The organism is Chryseobacterium salipaludis, assembly GCF_022968825.1.
Lineage (GTDB): Bacteria > Bacteroidota > Bacteroidia > Flavobacteriales > Weeksellaceae > Kaistella > Kaistella salipaludis.
Genome location: NZ_JALHKS010000001.1, coordinates 17,250 through 33,769, shown reverse-complemented (window position 1 = coordinate 33,769; position 16,520 = coordinate 17,250). Strand labels below are relative to the sequence as shown.

The window sequence follows — 16,520 nt, the reverse complement described above, 5'->3', positions numbered from 1 at the left end:
ATTTAATCGTACAGACGCTTGTTAAACCACTTATCGGCAAACGTAAGTCCGACGCGGAGGTTTATGAAATTCTGGCGAACCAGGTTGTTATCCATTGTGCCGCGCTGTCCCAGTTCAACACCCACATCAATTCCGCTCATGCGGTTCACATTGCTGTTCTCGAATGGCAGAGTGACACCCGCGGTCAGCGCGAACTGGTTGATGTTGGTGCCGTTCAGCATCAGGTTGCCTTTTTCGTAATAAGCACCATAGCGGTAGGTCACACGTGAGAAGTAATTTCTGAAGTTATTGTAGTTCGGCAAATACCAGCCGCCGGCGGCAATACGGTAAGAGTTCTGCTGTTCAAAAGGCTGACCCAAAAACTGGATCGTTTCTCCCTGGCGGTAATCAAACTGCGTTCCCGCAAACCATTTACCATCTTTACCATAACCTGCACCGAGTGAAAATTCCATTGGGATCAGGTTATCATCTTTGCTGTAATCTTCCGCAATAATGCTTACGTTGTTCTTTGTTTGCCCTGCGGTATAATAGTACGTACTGTTTGTGAAATACGTATCCATCTGGCCCGTATTTCCGAAGGTGTAAGTAGCACCAAGCGTTAATTTATTATCCTGTCGGATTTTCTTCTGATACGCAGTTCCGGCTGTGAAGTTAAACGTCTTGATCTTATTGCGGGTTTCATAGCCGTTGATCAGTTCCGCATTGCTCACGGTTAGTTCATTAATGTCGTACAGGTTTCCGAAATAAAAGTTAGTGCGAAGACCTAGCGCAAACTCCGGCGTAACCTGATAGGATACAGCGCCTTGCACAGTACTCAGCGTACCTTCCCCGCGGAAAAGGCTGCTCACCGTTGTTTGAGTTTCAGCATTAGTTGCATTGTTGATCACCGAATATTTTTTGGAACTGTACGGCTGGTATCCTAATCCGAATTTCACTTTGGAAGAAATCGGAAAAGCAATCGTCAGGTTCGACAAATAGGTGGAATGCTTGGTCGCATCCTGCTGATCAGATTTGAAGAAATTATTTTCATTGGCAACTTCCACCTTAAGCGTCGTAAGTTCCACGATTTTGTTGGCTGCCGGGTTTCTGAAATTAAAATTATTATTGAAGTCTCCGATGTATGCTGTGGAAATCCCGCCCATTGCGCTGATATCCACGGTATTATCGTACTTCACATCGCCAATGCCGAATGCGGCGTACGGAGAATTACCAATCGTTTGCGCATCCATTAGAAAACTGGCAGCGATGAGTGGTAAGACAAATAATTTTTTCATTCCAGGTTGTTAAAAATAATGGGCAAATATCCTAAATAATCCTGAACTGTGAAAGTAAGTTATCTTAAAGTTTGTTAAGCTGAAACAGCGGTACAATGCACTTCCCGGTGATGCAAAAAACAGTGAAGATTGATTGATTCAAATATTTAATTAATATGATAAATGTTTTTTTTGGTAATTATATAATTTAAAGCGCAACCTCTGAACAGTTTGACCAAAGGCTGCTAATGCAGTATCTTTGAGCCATGAATTGGGACGATATTGCAGGACACGAACAGCTGAAAACAATGCTGAAAGAGAGCATTTCCGGAAACCGCATCAGTCACGCGCAGCTTTTTACCGGCGCGTACGGCTATGGTACGCTGCCGCTGGCAATTGCTTTTGCGAAAGAAATATTATCGCGTGAGAATCCGGCGGCGGCCTCGAAAGTGGATACCTTCAACCATCTGGACCTGCATTTTACTTTCCCTTTTTTTAAACAGGATAAAAACAGTGTTTCGGTTCCGTTTCAAAAAGATTTCCGCGAGCTGATGATGCAGAATCCGTACGCAAATGCAGATGACTGGAGCCGGATTTTGCAATCAGAAAATAAAAAACTGACCATTTACGCGGAAGAAGCAGATGCGCTGACATCCAAATTTTCATTAAAGAGTTTTGAAGGCGGCAGTAAAATTCTTATCGTGTGGCAGGCCGACCGGATGAACACCGATGCGGCCAATAAGTTCCTGAAATTCCTGGAAGAACCTCCGGAAAACACTTTCATCATCCTTACCGCCGAACATACAGATGCTATGCTGCAGACAATTTTGTCGCGTACGCAAATCGTGGAAGTTCCACGGATTGATGACGAAGCGCTTAAAAGTTACCTTCAGCGCGAACACGAAATTTCACCGGATCTGCTGCAAAGTATTTTGATTGAAGCCCAGGGGAATGCCAACACAGCGGCACAACTGGCGCGCTCCGAAGATCCGGATACTGAATTTGAAAGTTATTTCATCATGTGGGTGCGGGAGGCATTTCAGGTAAAAAAGAAACCTGAGTTTTTGAAAAACATTGTGCTTTGGGCGCGCAAAATTGCCGGCTGGAAAAAGGAAACGCAGTTAAATTTCATTCGGTACTGCACTGAAATTTTTCGTCTGGCGCTGTTGCAGAATTACGGGAATACGGAGCTGGTGTACAAAAGAATTTCGGCGGACGGTTTCAAGTGGGATCGTTTTTCCCAGTTTATCAGCGGAGCAAATATTGAAGTAATTCTAACCGAACTTTCGGAAGCTGATTATCATCTAGAGCGAAACGGAAATGCCCGGATCATCTGGACTGATCTGGGCATTAAATTATCGCGTAACCTGCACCGGAATTAAACATTAATCAAATCCAGGAACTGCTGTTCATCCAGTATTTCAATAGTACCCAGTTGCTGCGCCTTCTTCAGTTTGCTGCCGGCTTTTTCGCCAACCACCAGGTAATTCAGATTTTTGGAAACTGCCGATATATTCCTGCCGCCGTTTTGTTCTACCATTTCTTCGGCCTGATCCCGGCTGAATAATGAAAGTTTACCTGTAAATAAAAAGGTTTTGCCAGCGAGTTTATCACTTAAAGCAGACGGTGCTGCGTTGGGATCTTTTGCCAGCTGAATGCCGTATTGTTTAAGCCTTTCGATCATCAGTACGTTCTCAGGATTGGCGAAATACAGCTGAATACTCTCTGCGATTTTAAGGCCGATATCTTCCACCTGCATAAGTTCTTCCAACGAGGCCTTCTGTAACGCTTCAATCGATTCAAAGTTCTTCGCGAGTTTTTTGGCAACTGTTTCGCCGACATGCTTGATCCCGATACCGAAAAGCACACGTTCAAAGGGAACCGTTTTGGACTTATCAATACCGGCCAGAATATTGTCCACTGATTTTTTAGCCATTCGTTCCAGCGGTAAAAGCTGTGCTGAGGTGAGTGTATAAAAGTCTGCCGGATTTTCAATCAGTTTTGCGTTGTACAGTTGCTCGATGGTTTCGCTGCCCAGGTTTTCAATATTTAAAGCTTTGCGTGAAACATAATGAATCATTTTTCCGATGACCTGCGGCGGGCAATGCAGTTCATTCGGACAGAAATGAATGGCCTGATCTTCGATTTTTACCAGCGGTGTGCCGCACTCCGGACAGTTGGTAATATACTGTACCGCCGCGCTGCCGCTGTCCCGCAAACTGGAATTGACTCCAACAATTTTTGGGATAATTTCTCCGCCTTTTTCCACCATTACGGTGTCATGCTCATGCAGATCCAGTTTCCGGATAATATCTTCATTATGTAAACTCGCGCGCTTCACCGTGGTTCCCGCCAGCAGGACCGGCTGCAGATTGGCCACGGGTGTTACCGCGCCGGTACGACCCACCTGATAGGAAACGGATAATAATTTGGTCTGCACCTGCTCGGCTTTAAATTTATAGGCCATCGCCCAGCGCGGAGATTTGGCCGTGTAACCCAGTCTCGCCTGCTGCTGCAGTGAATTTACTTTTAGAACAATGCCGTCGATTTCGAAGGGCAGCTCGTGCCGCGCGGTTTCCCAGTGCGTAATATATTGTTTGATCTCCTCCAGGTTCCGGCAGAGTTTTGCGTGACCGGAAGTTTTGAATCCCCAGCTATGCGCTTTTTCCAGTAATTCCCAATGCGTTTCAGCCGGCGCAGCATCTGCAATGTATTGATATAAAACCGCCGTCAGCCCACGTTTGCGGACTTCAGCGGAGTCCTGCATTTTCAGCGTTCCTGAAGCAGTATTGCGCGGATTCATAAAGAGATCAAGTCCTTCCTCGGCGCGGCGCGCATTGATTTTATCGAAGCTTTTGCGGGTCAGGAAAATTTCGCCCCGCATAAAAAAGGAATCAGGGTAATCGCCATGCAATGTCAGCGGAATTTCCGGAATGGTTTTAACATTCGCCGTAATCTCATCTCCGCGAAAACCATCACCGCGGGTAATGGCTTCCTTTAATTTACCGTTTTCGTAATGAACCGAAATGGACGCACCATCATATTTGAGTTCTGCCACAAAATCCACCGGATCGGGAATGGTGCGGATGATGCGGCGCTCCCAGTCTTCCAGATCATTAAAATCGTAGGAGTTATCCAGTGAGTACATTCTGAACTTATGCTCAACCGTCGGGAAGTTTTTAGTAACCGTACCGCCAACGCGCAGGGTGGGAGAGTTTGGGTCATAAAACTCAGGATGTGCCTGCTCGAGTTCCTGAAGATGTTTGAGTTTCTGATCAAATTCAAGGTCAGAAATTGTCGGCTGGTCCTCGATATAATAACGGTAATTATGCTGATGAAGTTCGGCGCGTAAATCTTCAATCTGTTGCTGAATGTTCTCTGACATAGGTGTCGGTTTTGCACAAATGTACACATTCGCCTCTTGCCATAAAAGTTCCGCAGACTATGCGAAATCGCGTGGGAACACACTTTGATGATTTTCAGCAGTTTAATTTCAGACTTGCCATACATGAATAAGAAAGATAAGATACTAATCGCCTTAGCCGTACTGGTTTCGGCCGTGGCAGGAGCAGCTACCTATTTTAGTTTGCCGGCTGTGCTGCTGTTTATTCTGGCGGCCGCTGCGCTCATCCTGGTTGCCATGATCGTGGGAAAAGCTACGGAACAGTTGGGCAGCCGCATGGGTCCGGCAGCAACCGGGGTTCTACAGTCTGCCTTAGGAAATCTGCCCGAGCTTTTCGTTTGCATTTTTGCTCTGCGCGCAGGCCTTTATACGGTGGTGAAAGCGGCGCTGGTCGGGTCTATTTTCGGCAATTCTGTTTTTGTGTTGGGAATGGCGATCCTGGTGGGCGGGCTTAAAAACGGACGGCAAAAATTCCACTCCGAACCGCCGAAAACGAATGCTATTCTGATGATTCTGGCTTTTGCAGCGATGGCAGTTCCTACGCTTACCTATTATCTTCATACGCCCGCGGAAAGCCATCTGGATATGTTGGATATTGTAGTAGCCGTGGTCTTACTGCTGATGTTTTCATCTTACCTTATTTTTTCAATTAAAGGAGATAAAAGTATTACGCCCGAGCATGCGGCAGATCCTTCGGAAAAATCGTGGAGCCTTGTTTTAACCTTGATTGTATTAGCTGCTGCGGGCGTAGCGGCCGGTTTTGTCTCAGGTTGGTTTGTAGATGCCTTACAGCCGGCAATGGCCACACTGGGAATTAATGATGTTTTCGCTGGTCTGATTGTAGTCGCGCTGGCCGGAAATGCGATCGAGAATCTGGTGGGGATTCAGCTTGCGTTTAAAAATAAAGCAGATTATGCGGTAAGTGTGATCACGAATTCCTCACTACAGGTCGCGATGGTTTTATATCCGCTGCTGATCATTCTGTCATTTTTCATCGGCGGCGCGGTATTATCTTTTGTCCTAAGTCCATTGCTGCTGGCCGCACTGGCACTTTCCGTTTTGGTAAGTGCCTTCATCATTTTCGATGGCGAAAGCATCTGGCTGGAAGGCGTCGCACTGGTTGGATTATACATTATCATTGCGGCTGCCTTCTGGTGGGGCTGATTTAATACGCCAGCATTTCCTCAATTTTCTGCTGCACTTTCTCTGCGTTCGGAAGCATTGCTTTCTCCAGTTCCAGATTGATCGGAACGGCGGGCAGATTTAAAGCGCCCATTGCTTCAACCGGTGCGTCGAGGTATCTGAAACAGTTTTTTGAAATCCGGTGTGCCACCGCTTCAGCAAAAGAGTTGTTAATCTGTTCTTCTGTTAAAACCAGACATTTACCATGCGCTTTTACTCTTTCAAAAATTAATTCTTCGTCCAGCGGAACTAGGGTGCGCAGATCAACGACTTCCACATTGCCACTAAAATTTTTGGCTGCAGCTTTTGCCCAGAAGACACCCATTCCATACGTAATGATGACCAGACTGTTTCCTTGTGTAATTGCACGCTCATCTGCTTTCAGCGCAACGGTGGCTTTTCCTAAAGGTAAAATATAATCTTCTGCAGGCTCCACGGTTTTAGCATCTTCCGTGCCCGGCACTTTGCTCCAGTATAAACCTTTATGTTCCAGCATAACCACCGGATTGGGGTCATAATACGCTGCTTTCAAAAGTCCTTTAAAATCAGCCGCGTTACTTGGATAAGCTACTTTAATTCCTTTGATATTAGCCAGTAAACTTTCTACGCATCCGCTGTGATAGGGTCCGCCGCCGCCGTATGCGCCAGTCGGTACCCGTAAAATGCTGCTCACCGGAAATTTACCGGCGCTCAGATAACAGGATTTAGATAGTTCCGTAATTAGCTGATTGATAGCAGGATAAATATAATCAGCGAACTGTACTTCCACAATAGGTTTTAAACCAACCGCACTCATACCGGCCGTAGAGCCGATAATATATGCTTCCTGAATTGCGGTGTTAAAAACCCGTTTGTTGCCAAATTTTTTACCAAGGGTCACGGTCTCGCGGAACACACCGCCAATGCGTTCACCCACATCCTGGCCGTAGAGCAATGCTTCGGGATGTTTCCACATCAGTTCCTGAATGGCGTGAATGGCTGCATCTACCATCACAATTTTCTCCTGGCCGGCGGGTTCGCGCGTTCCGGTTTCTTCGGTGATCGGAGTCGGTGCAAAAACGTGGTCCGCTACAGTAAGCGGAGAAGGATCGTCCGCATCGACTGCCTGCTGAAAAGCTTCTTCAACTTCGCGGCGCGTTTTTATTTCTATATCATTTAAAGTCTTTTCCTCCACGCCCATTTCCAGAAGATGCTGCCGAAGTTTTACACCGGGATCTTTCGCACGGTGTTTTTCCAAATCTGTTTCATCACGGTAAAACTCACGACGCACTCCGGAAGTATGGTGTCCGATCAGTACCGTACTGGCGCAGACCAACATGGGCTTTCTCTCTTCACGGACGAAGGTAACTGCTTCCTGCATTGCCTGATAACTCGCGACAAAATCAGTTCCGTCGACCCGCATACGGTTTAATCCTACAAATCCTGCCGCAAAATCATAAGCATCAGAACTGCGCGCTTCTTCCTTGGTAACCGAAATGCCCCACTCATTATCCTGCACCAGAAAGATAATCGGAAGTTGGTGGAGTGCTGCAAACTGAAATGCCTCGGAAACCTCACCTTCCGTTACTGAATTATCACCCAGGCTGCAAATGACAACCGGATTGTTTTCAAATTCTTTCAGTTTAAAATGTTCGATGTACTGGATTCCCTGTGCCACACCTGTAGTTGGGATCGATTGCATGCCAGTGGCTGAACTTTGGTGGATCATCTTCGGAAGATCCTCGCGTAAACTGCTGGGGTGAGAGTAATAAGACCGGCCACCGGAAAATGGATCATCTGCTTTTGCCAGTAACTGCAGCATCAGTTCAAACGGAGTCCAGCCCATCCCGAGAAGCAAACTTTCATCACGATAATAGGGCGAAACCCAGTCATCCGGAGTCAGTTGGTAGGCCGCTGCCAGCTGAATGGCTTCATGGCCGCGGGAAGTGGAGTGAACATATTTGGTAATCTGACGGTTTTCCTCGTACACATCTGCGGTTGCCCGGGCAATCATCATGTGTCCGAAAGCTTTCAAAAGTATTTTTTCTGAAACTGCGTTTTCTGTTTTTAAATCCATAGCGAACAAATATAATTATTTTGAAGCAGTATTAAAAATCGGAGATTCCGTAAAAATGTGTTCGTGAAGATGCGAAATGCACAGCGCTTTTTTGATTTTAATTTAAAATTATAAACGCTGAAATTAAGTGCAGCAGCAGAAACAAATTTTAAAATTTTCCAACTTTTTTTCCGTTAAAAATTGATGTAATTTTACACAAATTGTGCTTATAGATGTACTTAGTATTTGATACAGAAACAACCGGCTTACCAAAAAATTTCAACGCACCGGTGTCGGATTCAGACAACTGGCCGAGAATGGTTCAGATCGCCTGGCAGTTACACGATAAAGAGGGAAACCTGCTTGAAAATCAGGATTATATTATTAAACCCGAAGGCTACGATATTCCGTTCTCTTCCCAGCGAATTCACGGAATTTCTACCGAAATGGCACAGCAGGAAGGGCGGCCGCTGGAAGAAGTATTACAGGAATTTAAAGATGTTTTGTCGCGCTCGGAAGTGATCGTGGGACACAACATTGAATTTGATTATAATATCGTAGGCGCTGAATTTTTCAGAAAGAATATTCATAACAGCCTGACGGATATTCCCTATGCGGACACCATGCAGCTGGGTACTGATTTCTGCCAGCTGGGCGGCGGGAAAAGTGGCAGGTTTAAACCGCCGCGTCTGGAGGAATTATATGAGAAATTATATAACACCAAATTTGATGAAGCACATAATGCCGCGGCAGACGTAAATGCTACCGCACAGGTTTTTTTCGAAATGGTGCGCATCAATATTGTTCCCGCGTCGCTGCTGAAGATGACACCGGAAGAGCTGCAGCATTTTCAAAATATCCACCCAAATTCGGTGCAGCCGTTTCCGATTATTATCCGCCGGCAGGTGGCTGCCCGCCGCACCAAAAAGCAGGTGTCTTACGGCAACGCGGAGGATATTGATTTAGGGCAGTATTTTAACTTCCACAATCACAGTATTTATTCATCGCTGCAGGCGACCACGCATATTCAGGACTTAATTAAAAAAGCACTGGACAATAATTTTCCGGCCGTGGGCCTGGTGGATCTGGGCAATATGATGGGCGCTTTCAAGTTTGTTTCGGAAGTGGAAAAGGCGAACGACCAGATTAAAAAAACGTTCGAAGAATATGAGAAACGTCGAGCGGAAGCGGAAGAAAATAATCAGCCTTTTACCGAAACTCCGCCGCGCAGTGCACCCTTAATTCCCGTTATCGGTTGTGAGTTTTATATATCTGATCGCCCCGAACAAAAGCAGTTTACGAAAGACGATCCGGACCGCCGTACGCATATGGTCTTGTTGGCGAAAAACTTTGATGGATATAAAAACCTGGCAAAACTTTCGAGCCTGGGATATGTGAACGGTTTTTATTTTGGCGTGCCGCGGATTTCGCGCGAAATGGTAGCGCAGTACCGCCAGAACCTGATTGCCGTGACAGCCGGCACCATGGGTGATATTCCGAACACCATCTTAGAATACGGAGAAAAAAAAGGAGAGGAAATTTTCGAGTGGTGGAAAAATACGTTCGGAGATGATTTCTATACCCAACTTCAGAATCACGATATCGAAGAAGAAGATTACCTGAATGATATTCTGCTTAAATTCTCGGAGAAACATGAGGTCAGTATCATCGCGCAAAATGAAACTTTCTACACCGAAAAGAAAGATGCGCATATTCAGGACATTTTATATTGTATAAAAGACGGTGAAAAACTGACCAGCCCGGTTGGTAAAGGTTTTGGAAAAAGACGCGGGCTGCCGTCTCAGCAGTTTTATATTAAAGATGCCGACGAGTTAAAACAGACTTTCAGTCCCTATCCTGATGCCTTTGAAGCCTATGAAAAACTGGTTGCTAAATTCGAACCTTATACCCTGAAACGCGATGTGCTGCTTCCTGAATTTGAAATTCCTGAAGAGTTTATACACAACGAAGACAAGCTCGATGGCGGAAAAAGAGGGGAGAACGCTTACCTGCGGCATTTGACTTATGAAGGAGCCAAACAGCGGTATGACAAAATCAGCGATGAAATAAAAGAGCGACTGGACTTTGAACTGGAGGTTATAGCTAACACGGGTTATCCGGGCTACTTTCTGATTGTGCAGGATTTCTGTAATGAGGCGCGAAAGATGGGCGTTTGGGTTGGGCCCGGCCGTGGCTCGGCCGCAGGGTCAGCCGTTGCCTATTGCACCGGAATTACCAATGTGGATCCGATCAAATACGATCTCCTTTTTGAGCGTTTCCTGAACCCGGAGCGTATCTCAATGCCGGATATTGATATTGACTTTGATGACGAAGGACGCGATAAAATCATTAAGTGGGTTATTGATAAATACGGTAAATCCAATGTGGCGCAGATTATCACATACTCTGTCCTCGGTGGGAAATCTGCGATCAAGGATGCCGGCCGCGTTCTGGATCTGCCCATTCCCGATACCAACAATATCGCAAGACTGATTCCGCCTGCGCCGGGAATGAACATTGCCAAAGCCCTTGCTAAATTTGACAAGCTGGCGCCGGAAGATCAAATGCTCGCACAGGAGATGAAAGATATCCTAGCCAATCCGGAAGACGAGCGCTACGAAGTGCTGTCTGCAGCCCAGCGCATGGAAGGATGCATCCGGAATACCGGAATCCACGCCTGCGGGGTAATTATCACGCCCGAAGACATTTCGAACCTGGTTCCGATTACGATTGCCGCCAAAGATGCGGACATTTTAGTATCGCAGTTTGATAACTCGGTGGCGGAAAATGCCGGCCTGCTCAAAATGGACTTTTTAGGCCTGCGTACTTTAACGATTATTAAGCACGCCATCCGGCTGATTAAAGACAAGCACGGCGTTGATATTAATCCTGATGAGATTCCGCTGGACGATGCCAAAACATATCAGTTGTTTAAGGAAGGACGCACCATCGGGATTTTCCAGTATGAAAGTCCCGGCATGCAGAAGTATATGCGTGAACTGAAGCCGACTGAGTTTGCCGACCTCATTGCGATGAATGCTTTGTACCGCCCGGGGCCCATTAAATACATTCCAAACTTTATTAACCGTAAAAACGGTGCCGAGGAAACTACCTACGATTTAGAGGAAACCAAGGAATATCTGCAGGAAACCTACGGCATTACCGTTTATCAGGAGCAGGTAATGCTTCTGTCGCAAAAACTCGCCAACTTTACCAAAGGTGAAGCGGATACACTGCGAAAAGCAATGGGTAAAAAACAGCGTGATGTGCTGGATAAAATGTATCCTAAATTTATTGAGGGCGGGAAATCCAATAATCTGGATGAAGAAAAACTTAATAAAATATGGAAGGACTGGGAAGCGTTCGCCGAATATGCCTTTAATAAGTCACACTCCACGTGCTATGCACTGATCGCGTATCAGACGGCTTATCTTAAAGCCAATTATCCAGCAGAATATATGGCCAGCGTGATGACCAATAACATTAACAATACCAAGCAGATTACTTTATTTATGGAGGATTGCAAAAGTATGGGCGTTGATGTTTTGGGACCTGATGTTAATGAATCACAGTATGAGTTTGCGGTAAATGATAAGGAGCAGATCCGCTTCGGCTTAGGTGCTATTAAAGGTATTGGCGAAGGGCCGAGTGAAGCCATTGTGGAGGCAAGGAAAGAGGGCAGGTTTACCGATATTTATGATTTCTTTGAAAGAATTCCGGCTTCACAGATTAATAAAAGAGTAGCTGAAAGTTTGGTCATCGCCGGTGCTTTCGATGAACTCGACCGCTACCACCGGGCGCAGTATTTTGATATCGATATGTCCGGGAAAACCAATCTGGAAAAACTGCTTCGCTACGGACAAAGCTTTCAGGAAAGTAAAAATGAAATTGAAAATTCATTGTTTGCCGACTTTGCCGAAGAAGTGCAGATTGAAAAACCGAAAATCAATCCGGCGCCGGAGTGGCAAAATATGCACAAGCTGAACCGCGAAAAGGAAATCATTGGCTTCTATCTTTCTGCGCATCCGCTCGACGAATATCGCTATCAGTACAGTTTCCTGCAAGGTGCGCTGAGCCGGAAAGAGGTTTTGGAAAAGAAGCCGGAAGAAGAAACAGAGATGGAAGCAGTGCTGCTTTCGCCTGATCTTACTGCAGCCGAAGATACGGACGATGATGTGGTGGATTTGTCTGCCGCGGAGGATGGCGAAGATGAGGTACTGGAAGAAGCTACGAAAAAAGCAGAGCCGAAGGGAGCTTTTAATTTTCTGAACCTCGATGAAATTGAAGCTTTTAAAAACACAGCCTTCAGCCCGACCCAACCCGATCTATTTAATAATGACAAACTGACCTGGAAAGAAAAACAAGCTTTAAAAAATAACACGCCGGAATATATGGTCGCCGGACTAATTACGGAATACACAATCCGCGACGGGCGCAACAGCGGCGAGAAGGTGGCTTTCCTTACCCTGGAAGATTATAGCGGTTCCTATTCTTTCAGACTGGGTGACCGTGATTACATGAAACTTCGGGATAAAATTGATTTGCAGCGCTTTGTGATTTTTAAAATAAAGTTTGCGCAGGTTTCAGATGGGCGGGTTTTCGTAAATGTGAATGATGTGATCGATTTAAAAGAAGCCTTCGATAAATTTGCTAAGAAAATGACGGTGGTGATCGATGTGAACGACCTCAGAAAAGAAGATATCAACTTTTTCCGGCAGCAGTTTAATCAGGAAACCGGCGAGCAGAAACTGAATTTCCTCATCCGCAATCCGGACGACAACAGTATGCTGGAACTCATGAGCATGCAAACGCAGCTGGAACTGACGAACGATTTGCTTACGGTATTTAATGAAACACAGAAGTATCAAATTTACCTCAATTAATATATTGGTTTATTAGTAAAAACGTAAAAAAGGGGTGAAAACACGGTACGATATTTTAAAATTATTATATTTTACTAACTATTTTTCGTATATTCGTACAAAACACGATGAACATGAAAACCAAAATTATTTTGTACGAAAGCCAGTTGCTCTATGCTGAAAGTCTGCATTGTCTCCTCTCGAAAAGTCGTTTTACGACCAGTTGTGAAGTGATCACGGTAAACACAAAGCAGGCAGCGATGACTCAGGTAACTGATCCGGGAACCATTATCTTTTTTAATATTTCGCCGCTTACCTCGCACGAAGTGGGAAACGAAATTGAACAGTTGCTGGAGCTAAATCCTTCTCTGAAAATCATTACGTATTCCGCTTTTCCGGAACCGAGAATGATCAAGCGTATTTTTGATAAAGGAGCAAAAGGCTTTCTCGGAAATAATACCACCGGTAAGGAATTTCTGGAAGCGCTCGAGTGTATGCTGGAAGATAAAGTGTACATCAATGAAAATGCTAAAAACGCTTTGCTTAATTACATTTGCAGTGTGGAAGATGCAAAACCAAAACACAGTTCCGTGGAAGAACTCACAGCGCGCGAGAAAGATGTACTGCATTTGATTTGCGAAGGTTTGCGGTCCCGAGAAATTGCCGAGCGTCTTTTTATTTCCACACATACGGTGGAATCTCATCGTCGCAATATGATGCTCAAATTTAATATTAACAGTTCGAACCAGCTGGTAAAGTATGCACTGGAAAACCGCCTGGTAGAATATTAATTGATTCATAATAGTTAGAAAATCCACTTCAGCAATTCTGAAGTGGATTTTTTTAAAGCTTTATAAAAAGAAAGTTGAGGAAATACATTCCTCAACCCCCTTGAAAACTTTACTCCCAATCTGGCATTTCTGCGTCGGGGAATAAGTTTGTTCTACTATAATCCTGTAAGGTGATTTTCATGATCTCCCGCTGTGAGATACCGTCGTTGCTGGTGCTCACAAATATGACTTCTGCATCGTTTGGCGAAAAACGCGGATCCAGGTCATTCATTCCGACCGGCTTTTCACTTTCCACAGAGATATCGGTCGCTGTAGCAGCATTCAAGTCATAGATGAAAAGATGAGTATCCAGTTGCCGGTAATCTGCATCCTGATGCCCGGAAACATCATAGCTGTACAGCAATTTGGTTCCGTCAACCGAAAAGCTCAAACCGCCTGCGGCGCCCGGAATGTTTTGCAGTACTGTTTGCACCATATTTCCAAGTACATCAATAATGTATATTTTAACATTATAACCATTGGCATCATTGGTTTTCACCGCGATTTTACTGCCGTCGTAGCTCCATTCACACTCAGTGATAAAACTGCCGTCCGGCGTGGTGTGGACAAGCTGCAACCCGCTGCCGTCTTTATTGATGCGGTACAGCTTCGTGAAATTGGGATAGAGCAGTTCTTTTCCATTTTTACTCCAGGCAAAATCCAGTTCGGCATTATTAAATCCTGCAACCGGGACGGCAGTCACCTGCATGACGCCCGAACCATCCGGACGGGCCGTATGAATCTGTGCATTGCCGCCGACCGTTCTCAGAAATGCAATAAGTTTGGCATTCTGGTTCATCCGCGGTCGCCAGCTGTTAAACGAGGCAGAACTAAATTTGAAATTTTCATTAGCTTCATTGCTCGAGTAGATTACGTAATTCCCGTTTTCTTTCCTGACGTAGTGGAAGCGGTTTTCGGGTGTGGCGCTCGTTGTAAATCTGAAAGTAGCACTATTAACCGCCGGATGTATCCCATCGGAGACGGCTACCTGCCAGTAATAAGTAACACCGAATTTCAGATTTTCCAAAGAATATGTTGGTTCAGTTAAATCCTTCACCGTCAATACTTCGTTGTCAAGGCTGTTCCGAACGGTGAGGGTATATTTCGGCACATCCAGAGAATCAGCATCAGTCGCTGACCAAGTTAACTGCACATTCAGTGGTTGATCGACGGCATTATCAACCGGTGAAATGAGTACCGGTACCGAGGGCGGCGTATTGAGTGACTGATCATCCGCCATTTCAAAAACAACGCTTACCGTCTGGTCCTTATTTTTAATGTTTACACCCTGCAGATTGGTGAGGTACCCCTGCAGTTCTGCACGAACCGAATAATCGCCCAGTGGAACATTGGTAATAGAAAATGTTCCGTCTTCTGCAGAAAATACCGTTTCAGAAGTGGGTGCTGTGCTGATTTTTACATTTTTCAGCGGCTGATTGGTGCCTTTCTTAATAACGACTCCTTTTAAAGTACCGGTTTGTACCTGCTCCACAAGATCTTCACTGCAGGAAAACAGCAGCAGAATAAGAAAGAGCATGGCTATATAGTGTATTATCGTTTTCATTTGTTTTGTCTTTGAGGTTTTTTAGCACCGAAGTAATAAATCAAGCCGGCTCCAATCCGTACGCCCATGTCTTTTCGGCGGCCGTTTACGAAACCGTCCCAATCATCAGTAAAACCGAGGTCGTACTGTGATTCTGCTCTGATTCCCAAATTGGGCGATACCAGATATTCCAATCCACCTCCGAACTGCGCTTTGTAGGCAGGCTTTTCGGGTAAGAAGAATGAACCGGCGCCTGCATACACAAATGGGGAAAGCTTATATTTCGGTAAAAACAAATATTCCAGATTTACTTCTGAAACCAAAAGATTCTTTTTCAAAATACCGCTGTTTTCGAGTGTCACTGCACTCAGATTGATTTCTGCGTTCAGGTTATCGGTAATGAAATATTTTACTCCACCTTTTCCGCCGAGATTCATTTTGGCGTCGGTGTAATCTCCTTTTATTTTAAAGCCTTCACCATAAGCGAAAAGTGCCAGCTTTCCGCGCTGCTGCTCGGGAAATTTGTTGCCGATAATACGTTTCTCGTTTATGGTTTGCTCCTGATTATATTTGTCGATAATAGAATTAAAATCACCGGCATGCATCTGCTTATTATCCCACAGTTGATCCCGGACGCCTTCGATTATAATTGACATCACTGCTTTCTCAATGGCTTCAGTCACCGCCAGGTGTACCGGTTCATTTTGGGTTATGCCGACATCGGACTCCAGAAGCCGCTCCGTATCGATAAAACGGAAAAAGTTACCATTAATACTCGTCGATAAAATCGTTTTCGATGTATACACTGTTTTTAGGATTTCACCGCTCGACGTAGAAACTGCACGGAGATACACCGTGATTCTGTCTTGTCTGTACTGCGCGCCCGCGCCCAATCCAAAGTAGCGTGCACCGATGCCGCCGGTCATTACATTTGTGTCATAGGAAATAACTCCACCTTCCAGCAGCATACCTGCGAATAAGAGGGGAGGGAGTGTCGAGGCTTCTGTGGCGTCTCCGCCGCCGTATTCCTTACGTGTGCTTCGGATGATTTGCCGTTCATTCAACAAATTCCCAATGTTTTCGCGCTCGATGGCGGTAAACCATTTGCTGTCTTCCAAAGCTTTAAGTAGGATGGAAGTGGTACCTTGTGGCACGGCTGTGCTCCAGTTTGATCCGTTTTCTGCTGCTTTATACTGTCCCGTCTGATCCCTGAATTTATAGACGCCTACTACAATCTTGTCTTTAGGCGGTGGCAGGTTTCTGATGGCCGGAGTGTATGAAGTATACTCACCCAGTGTAGATTTTTCACTGTTGGTGGGCAGATTAAATAAAGTGCATTGATACAGAAACAAAAGAGAGAGCAGCGAGCCTATAATCTTAATTATAGTTTTAGCTGTCATAATGTATTGTTT

Annotated in this window: 9 protein-coding genes; 4 read left to right on the top strand and 5 right to left on the bottom strand. The window is 45.2% G+C overall.

Annotation, left to right across the window (positions count from 1 at the left end):
* Positions 1-2: 2 nt before the first annotated feature.
* Positions 3-1,274, bottom strand: a complete 1,272-nt coding sequence (gene bamG / locus MVI27_RS00135) for a BamG family beta-barrel-assembly machinery protein (RefSeq protein ID WP_246958613.1) — start codon at positions 1,272-1,274, stop codon at positions 3-5.
* A 245-nt stretch (positions 1,275-1,519) separates the two neighbouring features.
* On the opposite strand from bamG, the gene MVI27_RS00130 reads away from it, so the two are divergent.
* Complete coding sequence (locus MVI27_RS00130; protein ID WP_246958612.1) at positions 1,520-2,635, top strand: DNA polymerase III subunit; 1,116 nt, start codon at positions 1,520-1,522, stop codon at positions 2,633-2,635.
* On the opposite strand, the gene ligA is transcribed toward MVI27_RS00130, so the two are convergent.
* Positions 2,632-4,638: an NAD-dependent DNA ligase LigA gene (gene ligA / locus MVI27_RS00125; RefSeq protein WP_246958611.1), complete on the bottom strand. Its 2,007-nt coding sequence runs from the start codon at positions 4,636-4,638 to the stop codon at positions 2,632-2,634. The genes MVI27_RS00130 and ligA overlap by 4 nt on opposite strands.
* 123 nt (positions 4,639-4,761) lie before the next feature.
* Here ligA and cax point away from each other — a divergent pair, with 123 nt between their 5' ends.
* Positions 4,762-5,820, top strand: coding sequence for a calcium/proton exchanger (gene cax, locus MVI27_RS00120; RefSeq protein ID WP_246958610.1), 1,059 nt, complete (start codon positions 4,762-4,764; stop codon positions 5,818-5,820).
* Between the two features lies 1 nt (position 5,821).
* On the opposite strand, the gene MVI27_RS00115 is transcribed toward cax, so the two are convergent.
* Positions 5,822-7,894: an alpha-ketoacid dehydrogenase subunit alpha/beta gene (locus tag MVI27_RS00115; RefSeq protein ID WP_246958609.1), complete on the bottom strand. Its 2,073-nt coding sequence runs from the start codon at positions 7,892-7,894 to the stop codon at positions 5,822-5,824.
* A gap of 212 nt (positions 7,895-8,106) precedes the next feature.
* On the opposite strand from MVI27_RS00115, the gene dnaE reads away from it, so the two are divergent.
* Both dnaE and MVI27_RS00105 read left to right on the top strand, forming a co-directional pair.
* On the top strand, positions 8,107-12,756 hold the full coding sequence (gene dnaE, locus MVI27_RS00110) for a DNA polymerase III subunit alpha (protein WP_246958608.1): 4,650 nt from the start codon (positions 8,107-8,109) through the stop codon (positions 12,754-12,756).
* A gap of 113 nt (positions 12,757-12,869) precedes the next feature.
* Positions 12,870-13,526: a LuxR C-terminal-related transcriptional regulator gene (locus tag MVI27_RS00105; RefSeq protein ID WP_246958607.1), complete on the top strand. Its 657-nt coding sequence runs from the start codon at positions 12,870-12,872 to the stop codon at positions 13,524-13,526.
* A gap of 109 nt (positions 13,527-13,635) precedes the next feature.
* Here MVI27_RS00105 and MVI27_RS00100 read toward each other — a convergent pair whose 3' ends face one another.
* Positions 13,636-15,129: a carboxypeptidase-like regulatory domain-containing protein gene (locus MVI27_RS00100; RefSeq protein WP_246958606.1), complete on the bottom strand. Its 1,494-nt coding sequence runs from the start codon at positions 15,127-15,129 to the stop codon at positions 13,636-13,638.
* Entirely contained in the window at positions 15,126-16,508 is a 1,383-nt protein-coding gene (locus MVI27_RS00095) for a CsgG/HfaB family protein (RefSeq protein WP_246958605.1), read from the bottom strand. The genes MVI27_RS00100 and MVI27_RS00095 overlap by 4 nt, the downstream gene beginning before the upstream one ends.
* Positions 16,509-16,520 lie beyond the last annotated feature (12 nt).